Source organism: Bacillus bingmayongensis (assembly GCF_000299035.1).
Classification (GTDB): Bacteria; Bacillota; Bacilli; order Bacillales; family Bacillaceae_G; genus Bacillus_A; species Bacillus_A bingmayongensis.
In genome coordinates, this window is record NZ_JH921517.1 from 891,223 (window position 1) to 909,041 (window position 17,819).

Consider the following 17,819-nt stretch of genomic DNA (forward strand, 5'->3'; position numbering starts at 1 on the left):
GAGGAAGCGAAAATGAATGAAACGCTACTCGTTATTATTGGTATCTTGCTATTGTTAATGATGCTTTTCATTATTCTTTTTATGGTTACCTTTTTTATTAAGAAACGCACGCATCACTCTATATTAAAACTCTATCCTTATTTAGGGAGAATGCGCTTTTTACTTGAAAAAATAGGGCCAGAATTTCGGCAGTATTGGTTTGATAATGATACAGATGGGAAACCCTTTTCACGCTATGATTTTCAAAGTGTAATGTTTTTGGCAAAATATCGTTCTGAGGTACTCGGATTTGGTTCAAAACGAAATTTTGATGTATCTGGGTATTATATTGCGAACACTCTTTTTCCGGTTCTTACAGAAGAATTACATGTGAATCTTTCTGAAGAGCGTACGGCAAAAAAATATGTAATTCATAAAGAAGGTTTGTTTTCTAGAAGGGAAAAGTTAACCGATGATACAACAAATCTTTGGTTGTATGAGGAAGAAGATACGATTGTAGTCGGAGAGAATCGCAAGTATCCATGGAAAGTATATGGAATGTTTGGAGCATCTGCTACTTCTTATGGAGCTATTGGGGAACATTATATTTTATCCACAGGATACGGAGCAAAAATGGCCGAAGGTTCTTGGATTAATACAGGCGAGGGTGGTGTAATTCCGGAGCATTTACAAACAGGTGCAAATATTATCGCCCAAATCGGTCCTGGTTTGTTTGGGTATCGTGATGAAGAGGGGAACTTCTCAATGGAAGAATTCAAAGCTAAGGCAAAAGAAAAAAATATTAAAGCCTTTGAACTGAAATTTGGGCAAGGGGCTAAAATACGTGGTGGTCATCTAGAAGGACAAAAAGTGAACCAGAAAATAGCTGCTGTTCGAAAAGTAAAAGCAGGGGAAACGATTAACTCCCCAAATCGCTTTGCTTTTTTGCATCATGCTAAAGACGCATTACGCTTTATTCATGATTTACAAGAAACAGGTGGTAAACCAGTTGGAATGAAAATAGTGATTGGACAACAAGGTGCGCTAGAAGATTTATTACAAACGATGAAAGAATCAAATATATATCCGGATTTTATTACAATTGATGGGTCGGAAGGTGGGTCTGGCGCAACTTATAAATCTATGGCGGATAGTATGGGAATGCCACTCATACCAGCGTTAATTACGTTTGTTGACACAGCTTGTCGTTTTGGAATCCGAGATAAATTAAAGGTTTTTGCATCAGGTAAGTTAGTAACGCCCGATAAAGTAGCAATAGCTTTAGCAATCGGTGCCGATGCAGTTAACTCTGCGCGCGGATTTATGATGGCAAGTGGCTGTATTATGGCACTTCAGTGTAACTCAGGACAATGTCCTTCAGGCGTTGCGACAACGAATCCACATTATCAAAAAGCATTGGACCCATATGAAAAGAAATGGAGGGTGATGAATTATATTATTAGCATGAGATATAGCTTATTTGCTTTATCAGCGGCAGCGGGAGTAAGTAGTCCTCGTCATTTAACGAGGGATCACATTGTGTTTAAAGATGAAAAAAACAGAGTGATTCCGTTATCGGAATTATTTCCAAACATAGCTGAAAAATGAGAGAAAAATAGTGCGAAACATTCCTTACATGTAAGTGTGAGGAATGGGTCAAAAAAGTGGTATTTTATTTCATTCATATATTACTGGATTCCTATTATCAGCTATTTTAGCTTCCATTATGAGTAGTATTTCATCACAGTTACTTGTTATATCTAGTGCAGTGACAGAGGACTTCTATAAAACATTCTTCCGTCGTGATGCATCGGATAAAGAACTTGTATTGATTGGAAGACTTTCCGTTTTAGTAGTAGCTATGATTACAGTTGTTCTAGCGTATCATCCAAGTGATACGATTTTAACCTTGGTAGGATATGCTTGGGCAGGATTTGGTTCTGCGTTTGGTCCAGCACTCTTACTTAGTCTATATTGGAAGAGAACGACTAAATGGGGTGTGCTCACTGGTATGATTGTTGGTGCCGTAACAGTAATTACATGGGTGCAGATTCCAGTTTTAAAAGAAACTATGTATGAAATGGTACCAGGGTTTTCGTTAAGTTTATTAGCCATTATAATAGTAAGCGTGCTAACAAAAGAGCTTGGAAAAGCTATTCATCGTGAGTTTAAAGAAATGGAAACAGTACTTGAACAAGCAACAGAATGAGATGTGAATAGATTACGATAAAAAAGAGTAAATGGTTTTTCCATTTACTCTTTTTCTATTTCGTTATTATGTTGAGGTGGGGAAATAGGTAAGCAAATATCTACAGTTGTTCCCTTATTTAATTCACTTGAAATTTGTAGCTTACCATGATGTTCTTCGATAATTTTATAGCACATCATTAAACCTAGTCCAGTTCCTTTTTCTTTTAAACTATAGAAAGGTTCACCTAAACGAGAAATACGATCTTCGGGAATGCCACAGCCCTCATCTATAATACGGATTAAAATGAATTTTTCATCCAATTGCTTTGTTTGAATGAAAATATTCCCCCCGCGAGGCATAGCTTCAATCGCATTTTTTAGTACATTAATAAAGACCTGCTTTAGTTGATTACCATCACAATGAATTTCCGGCATAATAGAAAAGTGATCCATAATAATATGTGTACTATGCATGATGGCGGTAGGCAAAATAAAGGTTACAACTTCTTCAATTAATGATTGGATTTGGCAAGAGTGGATAGAGAGTACCTGTGGTTTTGACATCGCCATAAATTGGCTTGTGATTGATTCCATTTGTGAAATTTCACTTAACATCACATCTATATACCATTTGTTTTGTTCATTAATCTCGGGCTTTAATAATGTTAAGAATCCTTTTAACGCTGTTAATGGATTTCTTATTTCATGAGCGATTCCTGCCGTTAATTGTCCAACTACCGCTAATTTTTCAGATTTTCGTAGTAATTTTTCGGTTTCCTTCAATTCAGTAACATCCCTACCCATAACAATGAGTCCTTTTCGTGAACCGTCAGGGTGAAAAAGTGGGACTTTGGAGATATCTAAAATAATGTTGGATGTACTCTTGTGAATAACAAATTCTTCTCCATGAATAATTTGTTTTTTTTGCCAGGCGATTTCATCGATTTCTTCGCAATGTAAAAACGCTTCACGATATGCTTCGTTATATTGAATGAGTTCACTATCTTTTTTTCCGTTATACGAGACATCATGGAAATCAAAGCAAGAAAGTGCATAATCGTTTGCTTCAAGCCAGCGTCCTTCATGATCTTTAAAGATGACAAAGGCGGGCATTGAGTCCATTAATGTGCGCAATCGTTTTTCGCTTTCTTTTAACATTTTTTCGATTCTTTCAGATTTCTCGAGAGGTTTCATAATTGCATATACACCCGAGAGATGATTTTGAATAAAAATAGGGACTAATTTTGTAACTACATCTATCTGATATCCATCTTTATGGCGGGTAGAAATTATGTATTCTTCTTGATTATCAGCTGTAGTATTTTTTATATATTGCAGTACTTGATCAGAAATATGTGCTTCTATAATAGAAGTAATTGTTTTTCCTTCTAATTCTTCTGAAGTATATCCTAATATTTTTTCTGCAGAGGGATTAATATGTAATATAATTCCTTGTAAGTTCAATGAAATAATACTATCAGGATTATGTTCAAAAAGAGATGCGTACATTTCTGTTAAAGTACAATTTTGAATATGATTTCGCAAACGGCGAGGTATAGCCGAATGGCGATTTCTTTGAATAGATGAGAACTTTTTCCGACTCATAACTTTTCCTCCGTGCATCTAGCATCTAAAAACAGATTCAATAACCTATTATAAATATAATATATGAAAAATGTTATATATTTCTATAAAAAACAAAGTTACAGAATAGAATATGTTTTCGTTCTTTTCGATAAAATTTTATTAAAACACCTTCTTCATTATAAAACAAACCATATGTATATGGCTGTTAAGTAAATCTTATGGAGTTTTATAAAACTTATATAAGTTATTTTTAAAGCTGTATACTATAAAATAAAAATATAAAGGGGGAGAGGGATATGGCAAGTTACATTCAAGGGATTGACCATGTACAAGTAGCAGCACCTGCAGGGTGTGAAGAAGAGGCGAGAGACTTTTATGGACATAAAATAGGTTTAGAAGAAATTCCGAAACCTGAAGAATTAAGAAAACGTGGCGGTTGTTGGTTTCGTTGTGGAAATCAAGAAATTCATATAGGAGTTGAACAAACTTTTTCTCCGGCTAAAAAAGCGCATCCAGCTTTTTATGTTCATAGAATTGATGAATTTAAGCAAAAATTAATCGAGGAAGGGATTCAAGTCATAGATGATCATGCTCGTCCAGATGTCATTAGATTTTATGTTTCAGATCCATTTGGAAATCGATTAGAATTTATGGAGAATAAATAAAAAACTAGGTGGAGTTCCACCTAGTTTTAACCTTTTCTAAACAACCCTAACACTTCAACAGTCTCCGTAATATTAACGAATGCTTGAGGATCGATTTCAGAAATAGTTAGTTTCATACTTGCAAGTTCTTCACGTGAAACAACAGTCATAAGTACACGCTTTTTTTCACTTGAATAAGCACCTTCACCGTCAAGAAGTGTAATTCCACGTACAACAGTTGAAAGTAGTTTCTTTTTCATTTCTTCAGCTTGATTTGTTACAATCATAAGTGTAACTTTACGATGTTTCGTATGAACGGCATCAATTACTTTACCTGTTACATAGATTGAAAGTAAACTTGTTAATGCTACATCCCAGTCAAAGAAAAATCCAGCGATGACAACAACGACTGTATTTAAAATAATGAGGAAACCACCGAGTTTAATATCTCTTTTGCGAGATAGTAGCATACCGATAATATCAAATCCGCCCGTGGAACCATGACAATTAAAAACAAGGCCAATTCCTGCTCCGGCAATTACGCCTCCAAATACGGAAGAAAGAAGTGGATCTTTTGCGACGATTTGTACTGGAATCCAGTATAATGCCGCAGATAATACTACAACAGAGACAACTGTATTAAAAATTACTTTTTTTCCAAGGCCTATGTATCCTAAAATAAGAATAGGTAAATTTAATGCAAAGTTAATAATTCCCGTGTTTACAGGGGTTACAATTCCTAAGATAATAGCAATTCCGCCAATTCCACTACTTAAAATCTTGTGGGGGATAAGGAAAAGATTAAAGGCAACTGCAATAATGATAGAACCAATGATAACTCCAAGAAATCTGACCATCTTGTTCCCGTCCTTCACTAAAAAATCATATTATTTCAAGATTATATATGAAATTGAAAGTTTTGGGGAAAAACAGTTTATTTTGGAAAATTAGACTAATTTTAAAAATCAAATTACTTTTTCGGGTTTTATTAAGGAGATGTGAAGATATGGAAATTAAAACGTATCAAAAGAAAAGTCCTTTAAAACAGGAGTGTGAAGATTCATTTTTTTGTAATGAAGGATTGAGAGTTTATGGTGTATGTGATGGGGCAACGCCACTTGTCCCGTTTCAAGATGAAGAGGGGCATAATGGAGCATATCTAGCTTCAAACTTATTTGCAAGTCATTTTACATCTTTAAAAGAAAAATCCAATTTACAAAATGAAATCGCAATTGCAAACAAAGCGTTAGAAGAAAAAATGATAGAGTATAAGATTGATACGAGAAAAAAAGATCATGTATGGTGTACATGTATTGCTGTAGTTTGTATAAAGGATAGAAGCATTCAATATGCACAACTAGGCGACTGTATGATTGTTGCTACATTGCATGATGGAACAATGAAGGTGCTAACAAAGGATACAGTAAAAGGGATTAGTGTACGAGCGAAAAGAAAACGTGAAGAAGATAAAAAAAAGGGACTTCTTGTACCGGAAGAACATATATTTAATGACATGCAAGAACAATTAAAATATAATCGTTATCTTGCCAATATGCCAAATGGATATTCAGTAGCAAATGGGATGCCAGAAGCAATTACTTGGATCCAACAAGGAGAATTACCACTTGCTGAAGTGAAAGGAATATTTATTTGTTCGGATGGATTATTTCACCCAGACTGGTCCCTTGAACAAACGGTACAATATGTAAGTATACATGGTATAAAAGAATATGTTTCTATAATAGAAGAATTAGAAGAACAAAAGCGGATTCGACCAGATGATAAAACGGTAATCATGATTGAGTTGTAAAAGGGGGATTCAGAATGGAAATTAAACAAGCAAAGCTGAAGTTTCAAGATGAATTGCAGCCTTTACAAGGCGTAACAAAACTTATTATCCATCACACAGCTGAAGATGGATGGGATGTGCATAAAACACATGAATTCCATCAAAAGGTAAGAGGTTGGAGCGGCATTGGATATAATTATTTTATTGAAGAAGATGGGACTGTGTTTGAAGGTAGAGGATTATACATTGGAGCTCACGCAAAAGGATATAATAGTGAAACGATAGGAATTTGCATGACAGGTAATTTTGATAAATATGATCCAACTTTAGCACAAATGGAGTCTCTACATTCGTTATGTAGAGACTTTATGGAGCAATTCTCTATATGTGAAGCACACATACTTGGTCATCGTGAATTAGAAGGTGTTACAAAAACTTGTCCAGGAACACGTTTTTCTATGGTAGAGTTAAGGGAAATACTATCTCAAAAATAGAGGAGAAGATGGTTCATGATGAATGTAAAAATACCAAATGAAAAGAAAGATGAGCTTGTAGAACAAATCCAGCAGTTTTTTGAAGAGGAAGACTTAGATACAATCGGGCGTTTTCAAGCAGAACGTTTAATAGAAGAAATGATAAAATTACTTGGACCATATGCATATAACCAAGCAATTGGAGATGCAAGAAAATTAATTACAGATAAGTTGTCGAACATAGAAGAGGATTTATACGTATTAGAAAAACAGGAAGGTAAGTAAAAAGAGGCTTAACTATTAAAGGCACGTAACGATTAAGAGTAAAGATAGTAAGGATTGAATATCCATACTATCTTTTTTTATTTCTTATCACTTTCATGAGTCCAAATTCTTTTATTGTTTGTAAGGCTATTAATCTAGCGAACAATATGTTGATTTCTGCTTGTTTGATCACTTTTGCTGAAGGAAGTGTAATAGTAGAATTCAATGTTTTACCTCCAAAAAAGAATGTAATATATGTATTTACAATATATGAATACGGCTCTAATGCTATTTTTCCTTTTAAAATTTAGGAGAATTAGGATTTTTTTTATGGAAGGAAAATGGAAGATTACTGTCGAAGGGAGTAGAAACAGAACAAAGGTGGTGCTCTCATGCGAAAGAAAGAGGTACATACATGCTCTTATTGTGGCTCTAATAATATTGGGGAAGGTGAATTTGTTGGATATGCACAAATAAGAAAAAAAGAGACGATGTTTACGTCTTCTCCAGTGGATGCTTATATTTGTACGGATTGTGGAAGTATACTTCTGTTGAAAGTGCGAGACTATCAAAAGTTTAAGAAGAAACCACTATGATAGAAGAAAAGCATCCATATCCAACAATTTATACGAATTGATTGATATTACGTCTAATACATATACAAGGTGTTCCTAATATATTTGAGTATGCTTCAGATGTTGAAATGACAAAGTATACTGTATAGGAACCTCATAAAACGATAACTGACACTAACATATTTGTTCAATCAGTTTTACTGCAATATGAAAAGGGTGACATAGCAGCTTTTGGTATAGAGGTGAAAAAAGAAAAAAATTGATTGGAACATGTGGTTTTATTGAATATGATGCTCGAGAGAATAAAGCAGAACTGGCATATGCTCTATTATGTAAGTATTGGGGAAGGTGTATGGCGACAGAGACTGCTGCTACCTTTCTTAAGTATGGATTTGAACGACTAAAGTTAAACAAAATTGAAGCAGGATGCCATACGTCAAATGAACAATCTGAAAGAGTAATGAAGCGTTTAGGAATGGAGTATGATAGAACAATTAAAAATAATTCGTTTGTAAGGGATACGTATCGTGATACGAAAAGATATTTCATTACATGTGATATATATGATGAAATAAATAGAGGGGAGTAACCTAATGGGGTCATTTCCGTCTATTTATTTCAAATTGAAAATAGATTGAATTTTCTGCAAAATAAATTGGCAAGAAGTCAATTTATTTCTTATACTTTTATAAATTTATACAAAATAGATAGAAGTGAGGGAGTATATGAAGAAGAGAGAGGGAGAGTTTCAAAGCATTATAGAAAGAGAGAAAGGGTTGCAAAGAGGACTGTCTACCAGGCAGTTATCGATGATTGCAATTGGCGGGGCAATCGGAACAGGTTTATTTTTAGGAAGTGGTATTAATGTTAGCAATTATTATCACAACATGGTTTACTGATATGTTTAAAACTACACTATTGACTGGAGTCCCATTTTTACTAATGATAAGTGTAGGGTATATGATATGGAAAAACGTCAATGAAAGTAATATAGTCATAGAAAAAGATACGATATCAAGCGATATGGAATAAAAAGATTAATATAAGTCAATTGGAATATTATTTCTGTGGAAATAATTCAGAAAATACTGAAATATTTTCACTTTTATTTATGGGAGTTTGATATAATAAATTTAAAAATGAAAACGCTTTAATAGGAGGCTGGGCGAATATGATGATGAATGTACCATTGACTATTAGTTCCATGATAGAAAGGGCAGAAAAGTTATTTCCAAAAAAAGAAATTGTTTCGCGTACACATGACACAATTACAACTTTAACGTACAAACAATTAGGAGAAAGAACGAGGAGACTTTCAAGTGCATTAAAGAAATTAGGGATAAAAGAGGGAGAACGAGTTGGAACTTTAGCATGGAATCATCATCGTCATGTAGAAGCATATTTTGCTATTCCGAGTATTGGATCTATCTTGCATACGATTAATATTCGTTTATCTGCACAGCATATTTCCTATATTATTGGACATGCAGAAGATCGCATTTTACTCGTTGATGAAGATCTCGTACCCCTCGTTGAAAAAATTCAAAGTGAATTATCAACTGTACAAGCATACATCATTATGACTGACAAAAAAGAGCTTCCAAAAACTTCATTAGAGCCGGTTTATCACTACGAACAGCTTCTTACAGAAGGAGATCCTGATTTCCAATTCTTAAAAGATATTGATGAAAACACACCGGCGGGTATGTGTTATACATCAGCGACAACAGGTAATCCGAAAGGTGTTGTATATACGCATCGTAGTACGGTACTTCATTGTATGGCTTTAGGATTAGCAGATACAGCAGCATTATCTGAAAGTGATGCAGCAATGGCAATTGTTCCAATGTTTCATGTGAATGCTTGGGGATTACCTTTTGCAGCAACGTGGTTTGGCTCAAAACAAGTTTTACCTGGCCCGATGTTTACACCGGAAATTTTACTAGAAATGATACAGAATGAAAAAGTAACATTGGCTGCCGGTGTACCAACGATTTGGCTTGGTGTTTTGCAGGAATTAGAAAATAATAGTTATGATTTATCAAGTATGAAACGAATTTTGTGTGGAGGCGCTGCAGCACCTAAAAGTGTGATAGCTGCATTTGAACAAAAGTATAACGTTCCGTTTGTACATGCATATGGAATGACTGAAACAAGTCCGCTTGTAACGCTTGCACGGTTAAAAAGCTATGAGACAGATTTATCCTACGAAGACCAGCTTGAAATTCGATCAAAGCAAGGGTATCTTGTACCAGGCGTTGAGATGAAAGTAGTTGGAGCGGGTGGAGAAGTGAAATGGGATGGAACTGAGATGGGGGAACTCTGTTTACGAGCACCGTGGATAGCTGCAAGTTACTATAACGATGAACGAACTGTAGAAGGATTCCGTGATGGTTGGTTATATACAGGTGATGTTGTTACAGTTGATGAGGAGGGCTGCGTTAAAATTGTTGACCGCACAAAAGATGTTATTAAAAGTGGGGGTGAGTGGATTTCATCCGTTGATTTAGAAAATGCTTTAATGGCGCATGAGGCTGTATTTGAAGCTGCCGTTGTCGCGGTACCTCATCCAGAGTGGCAGGAGCGACCTATTGCGTGTGTTGTGCAAAAACAAAATAGTTCTGTAACGAAAGAAGAATTATATGAATTTTTACGACCACAGTTTGCAAAGTGGTGGTTACCTGATGATATTGTGTTTATGGAAGAAATTCCAAAAACATCCGTCGGGAAATTTTTGAAGCAAGCATTACGAAAAGAACTAGAGGATTTGCATAAAGGTAGCGAAAAATAATTTATCCCGCTATTCTAGGCAGTAATACTCCCGCCTCAAAATTCGGCGGAAGTAAAGAAGTTAGGTGGAAGATAAACTGCCCGTAAAAGCCTGATTGGTGCGGGCTGATAATCAGTGGGGGAAGAAGAAAACCCCACTGATTAAAGTTGCACTTTATAAGCAGAGGCGACTTCTGCCGATGGGAGTCGCTTTTTTATATTGAATCATGTTAATTTATAGTGGGTTTAATTGTTAACTAAAATCGAAAAAACGTTGACAATAATACGAGAGTAAAGGTAAGATAACATCAATGATATGTTATCTTGTAGATTATTATAGTTTACAAATAGGAGAAATAAAAAACATGAATACAAAAAATTTAGTTTTTGTTGCTTTATTTAGTGCAATTATGGGTGTGTTAGGACTGATACCACCAATTGCGCTTTCTGTTACACCTGTTCCGATTACATTGCAATCTCTTGGGGTTATGCTTGCAGGAGGATTGCTTGGATCGCGTCTTGGGGCATTAAGTCAAATGGTTTTCTTGTTTGTTGTTGGAGTAGGGGCACCATTATTAGCTGGTGGCCGTGGTGGTCCAGGTGTCTTTGTTAGTCCGAGTGCAGGTTATTTAATTGGATACGTTGTTGGAGCATTCGTGATAGGTTATATTGCAGAGCGTTTACGTCATGTATCTATTATAAAAGTATTTTTGATTAATATAATTGGCGGAATTCTAGTTGTTTATATATTTGGCGTGACTGTTCAAGCATTTATCATGGATACCTCTATATGGCAAGCGATTAAAGTAAGTGTTGTATTTTTACCAGGGGACCTTATTAAAGCAGTTATAGCAGCAGTTCTTGTACCTAGATTACATCGTTCATTGAGGCACGTCATTACGCCTACGGTAAAGAGTGATAAAATCTCAAATGCAAATGCTAGCTAAAGAGTGTAAGAGACTTTATAAAATGTAGGAAACACGTATTAGCGTGTTTCTTTTTGTTATCTGAAAGGAAAGGGTGAATAGCAGTGGGGATTACATCATCTTATAGGAAACATGCTTGTTTACATCCTAATAAAATAGCGCTACAAGAAAAAGATAGACTATTAACATATAAAGAATGGCACGAATCTGTTTGCCAAGTTGCAAATTGGCTTAATAAAGAAAAAACAACGAATAAAACGATTGCAATTTTGTTAGAGAATCGTATTGAATTTTTACAAATCTTTGCAGGTGCTGCAATGGCAGGGTGGGTTTGTGTGCCGCTTGATTTAAAGTGGAAGCAGGATGAAATTAAAGAGCGGTTAAAGCTTGCAAATCCATCGATTGTAATTTCCGAACACTATAAGTTGAGTGAAATACCACGAATAGACGAAAAGATACTTTCTATTCATGAATGGAATCAAATGATAGATGACCAGTTAAATGTGTATCATGCTTCAAAAAGTGTAAAGCATCTCCCATTTTATATGGGGTTTACATCAGGGTCAACCGGGAAAGCGAAGGCGTTTCTTAGAGCCCAGGAGTCTTGGGTCCATAGCTTTGATTGCAATTTACATGATTTCCATATGAAGAATAATGATACGGTTTTGCTTGCTGGTACATTGGTTCATTCTCTTTTTTTATATGGGGCAATAAGTGCGCTATATTTAGGACAAACAGTGTGTCTTGTTGAAAAATTCATTCCAAATCATATTTTATCTATATTGAAACAAGAGAAGATTTCAGTGATGTATACCGTCCCAACTATGCTAGAGGCATTATATAAAGAGGAAAGTGTTATAGAACAAGAAATGAAAATTATTTCTTCAGGAGCAAAATGGGAAGCCGAAGCAAAGCAGAAAGTAAAAAATGTATTTCCACATGCAAAAAGATATGAATTTTATGGTGCTTCTGAATTAAGTTTTGTCACAGCACTAACAGAGTTAGAAAGTGAAAGAAAAGCATCTTCAGTTGGAAAACCATGTCATAACGTGCAAATTCGGATATGTAACGAAAAAGGTAAGGAATTAAAGCAGGGTGAAATTGGAACTGTTTATGTGAAAAGTGATCAGTTTTTTATGGGTTATGTACTGAATGGAGATCTTTCTTGTCAAGTTACAGAAGATGGGTGGATGACTGTGTATGATATAGGATATCAAGATGAGGAAGGTTTTTTATATATAGTAGGTAGAGAAAAAAACATGATTTTATTTGGGGGAATCAATATTTTTCCAGAGGAGATAGAAAGTGTATTATCTACTCATCCGGATATCAAAGAAATTGTAATTGTCGGTATAAAAGATGAATATTGGGGCGAAAAACCTGTTGCGATTGTAAAGGGAAAAGCTACAAAGCAAGAGCTGAAAAGTTTTTGCTTACAACGATTATCATCATTTAAAATTCCAAAAGAGTGGTATTTTATTGACGAAATTCCACATACAAGTAGCGGGAAAATTGCCCGTGAAGTAGCAAAAAGGATAATTGAAAAGCAGGCGAAAGTTTATGAATAGAGCTGTTATTGTAGAGGCGAAGCGAACACCGATTGGTAAGGAGAAGGGGATGTTTAAAGAGTATGAGGTTCAGCGATTGGCAGCACCTTTACTGGCGCACTTAAGTCAAGGAATAGAGCATGAAATAGACGATGTAATATTAGGAAACGTTGTTGGACCGGGCGGAAATGTTGCACGGTTATCGGCACTTGAAGCAGGACTTCCGTTTGCGTTGCCAGGTGTAACAATTGATCGACAGTGTGGCGCTGGGTTAGAAGCGATTCGGATGGCTTGTCATCTTATTCAAGGTGGGGCAGGTAGTTGTTATATTGCTGGTGGTGTTGAAAGTACAAGTACATCACCTTTTGAGAAGAGGGCTCGCTTTTCACCTGATTGTATCGGAGATCCGGATATGGGAATAGCAGCTGAAAATATAGCAGAGCAATACAAAATTACAAGGGATATGCAGGATGAATATGCTTGTTTCAGTTATAAAAGAACATTGGCAGCACTTGAAAAAGGATATTTACAAGAGGAAACTATTCCGATTTCTTCAAATATAACGGAGGATGAAACGATAAAGTACAGAATGAATTATGAACGAATTATAAAAAGAACCAGGCCGGCTTTTTTACAAGGAGGAACAGTGACAGCAGGAAATTCTTGTGGTGTGAATGATGGAGCCTGTGCTGTACTTGTAATGGAGGAAAGGAAGGCTCATGAACTTGGATATAAGCCGATCCTTCGGTTTGTCCATAGTGCTGTTATTGGTGTAAATCCCCATTTACCAGGGAGCGGGCCTATATTTGCTGTGCAAAAGTTATTACGAGATCAGAACCTCTCAATAGACGATGTTGATTATATTGAAATGAATGAAGCCTTTGCTGCTAAGATTGTAGCTTGTGCACAAGAACTACAAATTCCTTATGAAAAGTTAAATGTGAACGGTGGAGCGATTGCTCTTGGTCATCCTTATGGTGCATCAGGAGCTATGCTTGTGACTCGGTTATTCCATCAAGTACAAAGGATGCAGGCGCAATACGTAATAGCAACATTAGGTATTGGCGGGGGAATTGGGCTTGCTCTATTATTTGAAAAAGTAGAGGGCTAGAAAAAATCTAAAGGATAGCATCAGGCTACCCTTTAGATTTTATTTTAAACTGTTTCTTGTGATACATGAATAAGTTGAGCTAAAAATTCTTCTCCTGTAATAACTGCGTTCCCGCCGCCGCGAGCGCTTTTTTGATTTCCGCCGCCTTTTCCTTCGATAGTAGGGAGGGCATTTTTTAAAATTGTATTCATGTTTGCTGTTATCGCTTTCCCACATGCAAGAACACACTGTAGTTTTTCTTCATTCTCGGTAACGAAGTATGTAATCGAATGTTCATTTTGTTCGGTAATGATAGCAGATAATTTTGCGATTTCCTGCATGGAACGATTTGTAAAGACTTTAGAAACGAGTGTCCCGGCATGTATATTTTCGGATTGTTGCAGTAATTCATTTGCTTCTACGAATAGTAGTTTTTCACTCATAGTTTGTAGTGCTTTTTCATTTTCTTTATGAGATGCGAGAAGATGAGTAACTTTATTTGGTATATCGTCCGCACTACTGTTTAATTGTTTAGAAACGTCTTTTATGATTTGTTGATGATGGCCCATTAATTTTAAGGCGCGCCATCCTGCAACAAAGCTTAAGCGAATTCCACCTTTATTTCGTTCCCACCCTATTATATGAATTGGTCCCACTTCACTTGTATATTTTGGATGTGTGCCACCACAACCGTTGTAATCGTAGTTTTCAATGATTACAACGCGAATATTTTCTGTAATCGTTGGTTCTTTTCGTAGGGGGAATTGCTTTGCTTCTTCTAAATTCATCCATTTAATATGGATAGGATGGTTTTCAAAGACGACTTGATTTGCGATTTGGAGTGCCTTATTAGCTGTTTCTAACGAAAGTTCTGGTGTCTCTAAATCAATTGTTATTGTCTCTTTTCCGAGATGAAAACTAATTGTAGGAATGTTAAAATGATCCCAAAAAGCAGCAGATAGAATGTGCTGAGCGGTATGCTGTTGCATATGATCAAAACGACGCTGCCAATTAATTTTACCTGTTACTTCTTTTGTATATAATTCACTTGATATAAAATGACGGATTTCATCCTCAACTTCCTCAACATTAATGACGGAAGCTTCATTTAGTGTTCCTGTATCATGTGGTTGACCGCCGCCGGTTGGGTAAAATGCTGTTTCTGTCAAAGTAACATATAGTTTACCTTTGTTATCATAGTCTTGTTTTATAATTTGTGCTGTAAATGATTGCTGATAGGCATCGATGTAATATAATTTTTGGTTCACTTTCAAACTCCTCTCTATCTCACTAGTTTCATTGTAAAGCAATCTAAATAAGTTTCCTAATATTTCAGAAGAAAAAATCTCTTTTTTATAATTTTCTTGCTATAATAAGAAAAAGGGAATATACGGGGGTGGATGAAATGCTGTATGAAAATGGCGTAGACAAATTGATTCGTCTCAATACAAATATTTCTGAACTATATCGAGAATTACACGAAATGACTCGGACTTTAACGGAGTGTAATCGAGAAAGTATAATATTCGATCGCTTATATGTGAAAGAGTTATTATGGAAAAAAGAAGATGTGTCCGCTATGTATGATCAGCTTCTCGTTCAGCTTTGTATCAATGAATGCTTTGATTTAAAAAGTGTCATCACTGGTGAATACAAATTTACGTATGAGGAAGTGGAAAATGCGGTTCTTGAATTTAATGAAAAGTATGATGTGAATATCCTAATTAAAAATGTTTGCAAAGAGTTACAGTTTACATATGGTATTGATATGGAATTATCTAGGACATCCAAGGTATAATCATATTTATTATAGAAGCAGGGAGAAGAAAGCTGTTAGTTTGCTTTCTTTTTCTATGTATGAAATAGAGAGAGTAGGGTTTTAGGATGAGAGGAAAGTTACAACATATTCACCCGCTTGGGATGAGTATTATTGTAGGGACTTTATTTGCTAGATTTGCAACTTCAATGAGCATTCCTTTTTTGGCAATTTATTTAACAACTGTAAAAGATATATCAGCCGGGATGACAGGGGCTATTATTGGAACAAGCGCATTGGTTGGAGTATTTGCTAGTTTTATTGGTGGGAATTTATCTGATCGCTTTGGTCGTAAAACAATTATGATATGGTCTATTATTCTTTGGACTTTTGTGTTTATAGGATTTTCAGTAGCAGATCATGTTCTAAGTTTCTTTTTGTTAAATGCATTAAACGGTTTATGTCGTTCCTTTTTTGAACCGGCATCACGAGCGCTATTGTCTGATTTAACAAAACCGGGGTATCGTTTACTTGCGTATAACTTACGATATAGTGCCATAAATGTTGGTGTTGCAATTGGGCCGCTTGTTGGATTGCAAATTGGGAGTGCAAAATCAACAACTCCGTTTTTAATAGCTGCTGGAGTATACGTTTTGTATACGATTGTATTAGCATTACAATTTAAAAAGTACCCGCTCGGTGAAAAGACAATTAATCTAGAAAAGCCTGTGAATATGGTGAGTGCAATTCGCATTTTACGAAAAGACACTGTTTTTTTAGTTGCCTTAGTTGGAATTATTTTGAGCAACAGTGGATTTTCACATTTTACAACAACAGTATCTCAATATTTCGCGAACTCTTATGTATTTCAAAATGGCGTGACACTATTCTCATATATGCTAACATTAAATGCAATTATAGTAGTGGTTATACAATACCCTGTTATTCAGATTTGTAAGAAGTATACACCGCTTGTATCGATTATGGTTGGTACGTTATTTGTTAGTGGAGGGCTCCTTGGTTTTGGAACAGGAGAATCAATTGGCAGCATGGTTCTTTGCACGATTATTTTTACAGTAGGTGAAGTATTGATGTTCTCGATGACGGATGTGTTTATTGATGACATTTCGGTCTCACACTTAAAAGGAACGTATTTTGGAGCAATGGGGTTTTCAGGGATTGGTGCTGTTATTGGACCTTGGTTTGGGGGATTGCTGTTAGATTATTACGGATATCAAAATGGTTTTGCTGTATTTTCAATATTAGCTATCTTTTCAGTGGTTGCTTTTCCAATTCTTTTATTGACAAGAAGCTTGTTATCTAAAAGAGATCGCACCGTAAATTGTAAGACAGAAGCTGGAGTGAAATAGCAGTTGACTGTAACGTTCATTGTTTTTTGATCAATTTTTCTATTAGAAGCTTAATTGTATATAAAAATAGGGTAGGAAAATTAGTAAGGAACTTTTTCTACCCTGTTTTTATATAACGTTTTAATTTGAAAAAAGAACTTCTTTCTCATGTTTATCTGCAACTTCAGTTTTGGAAATGTGTATGGCAAGAAAGCCGTTTTCTAAACAGGCTAGCATTTTTTTATATATGATATTAGTAGGTAAAGAAATTGTTCGTTGTAAGGATGAATTTTTATGAAATATATGAATTGTTAGGCCTGTCTCCATCTTGTTTATAAGTACATTTTGTTCTGATACATTAGGAATATCAGTTTCTAAAATGTACTCTTGTTCCGTTTCACAAAGGTCAATGTGGATGTGATTAGGGAAACTGAAGTTGTCATATGAATCAGAGCAAAACTGATCCATCCATTCTTCAAAACCATCAACACGAAAAAGACAATTTTTCTTTTTCTTGCCCATGTAAGACACCCTCCGTAAAATCTCAATTCATATCATAATATGCATTAAGAAATTAGAGGTGAAAAACAAACTAGAAAATATGTCGAGCTGTTTGTTGTAAAAGAAGGACAATGCGTGTGCATTGTCCTTCTTTTACATATCATGATGTGCGTGATTTTTTTGTCGTGAATGATTTCGGTTTTTTACTTTATGAGATCCGCTTAACGGCTCGGGTTGCCCAGAAGGCTGCCCTTTTTTTGTATTTTGACGAATGGACTTGCTATTGTTTTTTTCCATGCTGTGCTGCACCTCCTTCTTGTATTTAGAATGAGAGAACTTTGTAAATTTATACGAGAATGTTTTTATGAAAAAAGGTAAAG

General features: G+C 35.4%; 18 protein-coding genes and 2 pseudogenes. 15 read left to right on the forward strand and 5 right to left on the reverse strand.

Annotation, left to right across the window (positions count from 1 at the left end):
• Positions 1-12: 12 nt before the first annotated feature.
• Both Y7E_RS0111660 and Y7E_RS29565 read left to right on the forward strand, forming a co-directional pair.
• On the forward strand, positions 13-1,587 hold the full coding sequence (locus Y7E_RS0111660) for an FMN-binding glutamate synthase family protein (protein WP_026049182.1): 1,575 nt from the start codon (positions 13-15) through the stop codon (positions 1,585-1,587).
• A gap of 55 nt (positions 1,588-1,642) precedes the next feature.
• Positions 1,643-2,188, forward strand: a pseudogene (locus Y7E_RS29565) (sodium:solute symporter family transporter); the annotation flags it as partial.
• Positions 2,189-2,232: 44 nt separating this feature from the next.
• Here the strand turns inward: Y7E_RS29565 and Y7E_RS0111670 are convergent.
• Positions 2,233-3,774, reverse strand: coding sequence for a BA3702 family sensor histidine kinase (locus Y7E_RS0111670; protein WP_017151434.1), 1,542 nt, complete (start codon positions 3,772-3,774; stop codon positions 2,233-2,235).
• A gap of 278 nt (positions 3,775-4,052) precedes the next feature.
• On the opposite strand from Y7E_RS0111670, the gene Y7E_RS0111675 reads away from it, so the two are divergent.
• Positions 4,053-4,421, forward strand: a complete 369-nt coding sequence (locus Y7E_RS0111675; protein WP_017151435.1) for a VOC family protein — start codon at positions 4,053-4,055, stop codon at positions 4,419-4,421.
• 26 nt (positions 4,422-4,447) lie between these two features.
• On the opposite strand, the gene Y7E_RS0111680 is transcribed toward Y7E_RS0111675, so the two are convergent.
• Positions 4,448-5,257, reverse strand: a complete 810-nt coding sequence (locus Y7E_RS0111680) for a YitT family protein (protein ID WP_017151436.1) — start codon at positions 5,255-5,257, stop codon at positions 4,448-4,450.
• 149 nt (positions 5,258-5,406) lie between these two features.
• Between Y7E_RS0111680 and Y7E_RS0111685 the strand changes: the two genes are divergently transcribed.
• The 10 genes and pseudogenes from Y7E_RS0111685 to Y7E_RS0111735 all read left to right on the forward strand — a co-directional run bounded on the left by Y7E_RS0111685 (position 5,407) and on the right by Y7E_RS0111735 (position 13,854).
• Positions 5,407-6,210 carry a protein phosphatase 2C domain-containing protein gene (locus Y7E_RS0111685; protein ID WP_017151437.1) on the forward strand — a complete coding sequence of 268 codons (804 nt, stop codon included), beginning with the start codon at positions 5,407-5,409 and terminating at the stop codon, positions 6,208-6,210.
• A gap of 14 nt (positions 6,211-6,224) precedes the next feature.
• Complete coding sequence (locus tag Y7E_RS0111690; RefSeq protein WP_017151438.1) at positions 6,225-6,683, forward strand: peptidoglycan recognition protein family protein; 459 nt, start codon at positions 6,225-6,227, stop codon at positions 6,681-6,683.
• Between the two features lie 15 nt (positions 6,684-6,698).
• On the forward strand, positions 6,699-6,947 hold the full coding sequence (locus Y7E_RS0111695; protein WP_017151439.1) for a DUF2164 domain-containing protein: 249 nt from the start codon (positions 6,699-6,701) through the stop codon (positions 6,945-6,947).
• A 371-nt stretch (positions 6,948-7,318) separates the two neighbouring features.
• Positions 7,319-7,522 carry a hypothetical protein gene (locus Y7E_RS0111705; RefSeq protein WP_017151441.1) on the forward strand — a complete coding sequence of 68 codons (204 nt, stop codon included), beginning with the start codon at positions 7,319-7,321 and terminating at the stop codon, positions 7,520-7,522.
• A 238-nt stretch (positions 7,523-7,760) separates the two neighbouring features.
• On the forward strand, positions 7,761-8,090 hold the full coding sequence (locus Y7E_RS34300) for a GNAT family N-acetyltransferase (RefSeq protein ID WP_017151442.1): 330 nt from the start codon (positions 7,761-7,763) through the stop codon (positions 8,088-8,090).
• Positions 8,091-8,226: 136 nt separating this feature from the next.
• Positions 8,227-8,370, forward strand: a pseudogene (locus tag Y7E_RS33625) (amino acid permease); the annotation flags it as partial.
• Between the two features lie 302 nt (positions 8,371-8,672).
• On the forward strand, positions 8,673-10,292 hold the full coding sequence (locus Y7E_RS0111720) for a long-chain fatty acid--CoA ligase (RefSeq protein ID WP_017151444.1): 1,620 nt from the start codon (positions 8,673-8,675) through the stop codon (positions 10,290-10,292).
• 343 nt (positions 10,293-10,635) lie between these two features.
• A complete protein-coding gene (locus Y7E_RS0111725; protein ID WP_017151445.1) occupies positions 10,636-11,217 on the forward strand; it encodes a biotin transporter BioY in 582 nt (193 codons plus the stop codon).
• An 83-nt stretch (positions 11,218-11,300) separates the two neighbouring features.
• Positions 11,301-12,764, forward strand: a complete 1,464-nt coding sequence (locus tag Y7E_RS0111730; protein WP_017151446.1) for an acyl-CoA synthetase — start codon at positions 11,301-11,303, stop codon at positions 12,762-12,764.
• A complete protein-coding gene (locus Y7E_RS0111735) occupies positions 12,757-13,854 on the forward strand; it encodes an acetyl-CoA C-acyltransferase (RefSeq protein ID WP_017151447.1) in 1,098 nt (365 codons plus the stop codon). The genes Y7E_RS0111730 and Y7E_RS0111735 overlap by 8 nt, the downstream gene beginning before the upstream one ends.
• A 44-nt stretch (positions 13,855-13,898) precedes the next feature.
• Here Y7E_RS0111735 and Y7E_RS0111740 read toward each other — a convergent pair whose 3' ends face one another.
• The gene (locus Y7E_RS0111740; RefSeq protein WP_017151448.1) at positions 13,899-15,101 is read right to left on the reverse strand and encodes an alanyl-tRNA editing protein; all 1,203 of its coding nucleotides are present in this window, start codon (positions 15,099-15,101) and stop codon (positions 13,899-13,901) included.
• A gap of 137 nt (positions 15,102-15,238) precedes the next feature.
• Here Y7E_RS0111740 and Y7E_RS0111745 point away from each other — a divergent pair, with 137 nt between their 5' ends.
• Positions 15,239-15,631, forward strand: coding sequence for a hypothetical protein (locus Y7E_RS0111745; protein ID WP_017151449.1), 393 nt, complete (start codon positions 15,239-15,241; stop codon positions 15,629-15,631).
• A gap of 86 nt (positions 15,632-15,717) precedes the next feature.
• Positions 15,718-16,959, forward strand: coding sequence for an MDR family MFS transporter (locus Y7E_RS0111750; RefSeq protein WP_017151450.1), 1,242 nt, complete (start codon positions 15,718-15,720; stop codon positions 16,957-16,959).
• A gap of 120 nt (positions 16,960-17,079) precedes the next feature.
• Here the strand turns inward: Y7E_RS0111750 and Y7E_RS0111755 are convergent, their stop codons facing one another.
• The gene (locus Y7E_RS0111755) at positions 17,080-17,460 is read right to left on the reverse strand and encodes an Hsp20 family protein (RefSeq protein ID WP_017151451.1); all 381 of its coding nucleotides are present in this window, start codon (positions 17,458-17,460) and stop codon (positions 17,080-17,082) included.
• A gap of 132 nt (positions 17,461-17,592) precedes the next feature.
• Positions 17,593-17,736, reverse strand: coding sequence for a small acid-soluble spore protein P (locus Y7E_RS0111760; protein ID WP_000414451.1), 144 nt, complete (start codon positions 17,734-17,736; stop codon positions 17,593-17,595).
• Positions 17,737-17,819 lie beyond the last annotated feature (83 nt).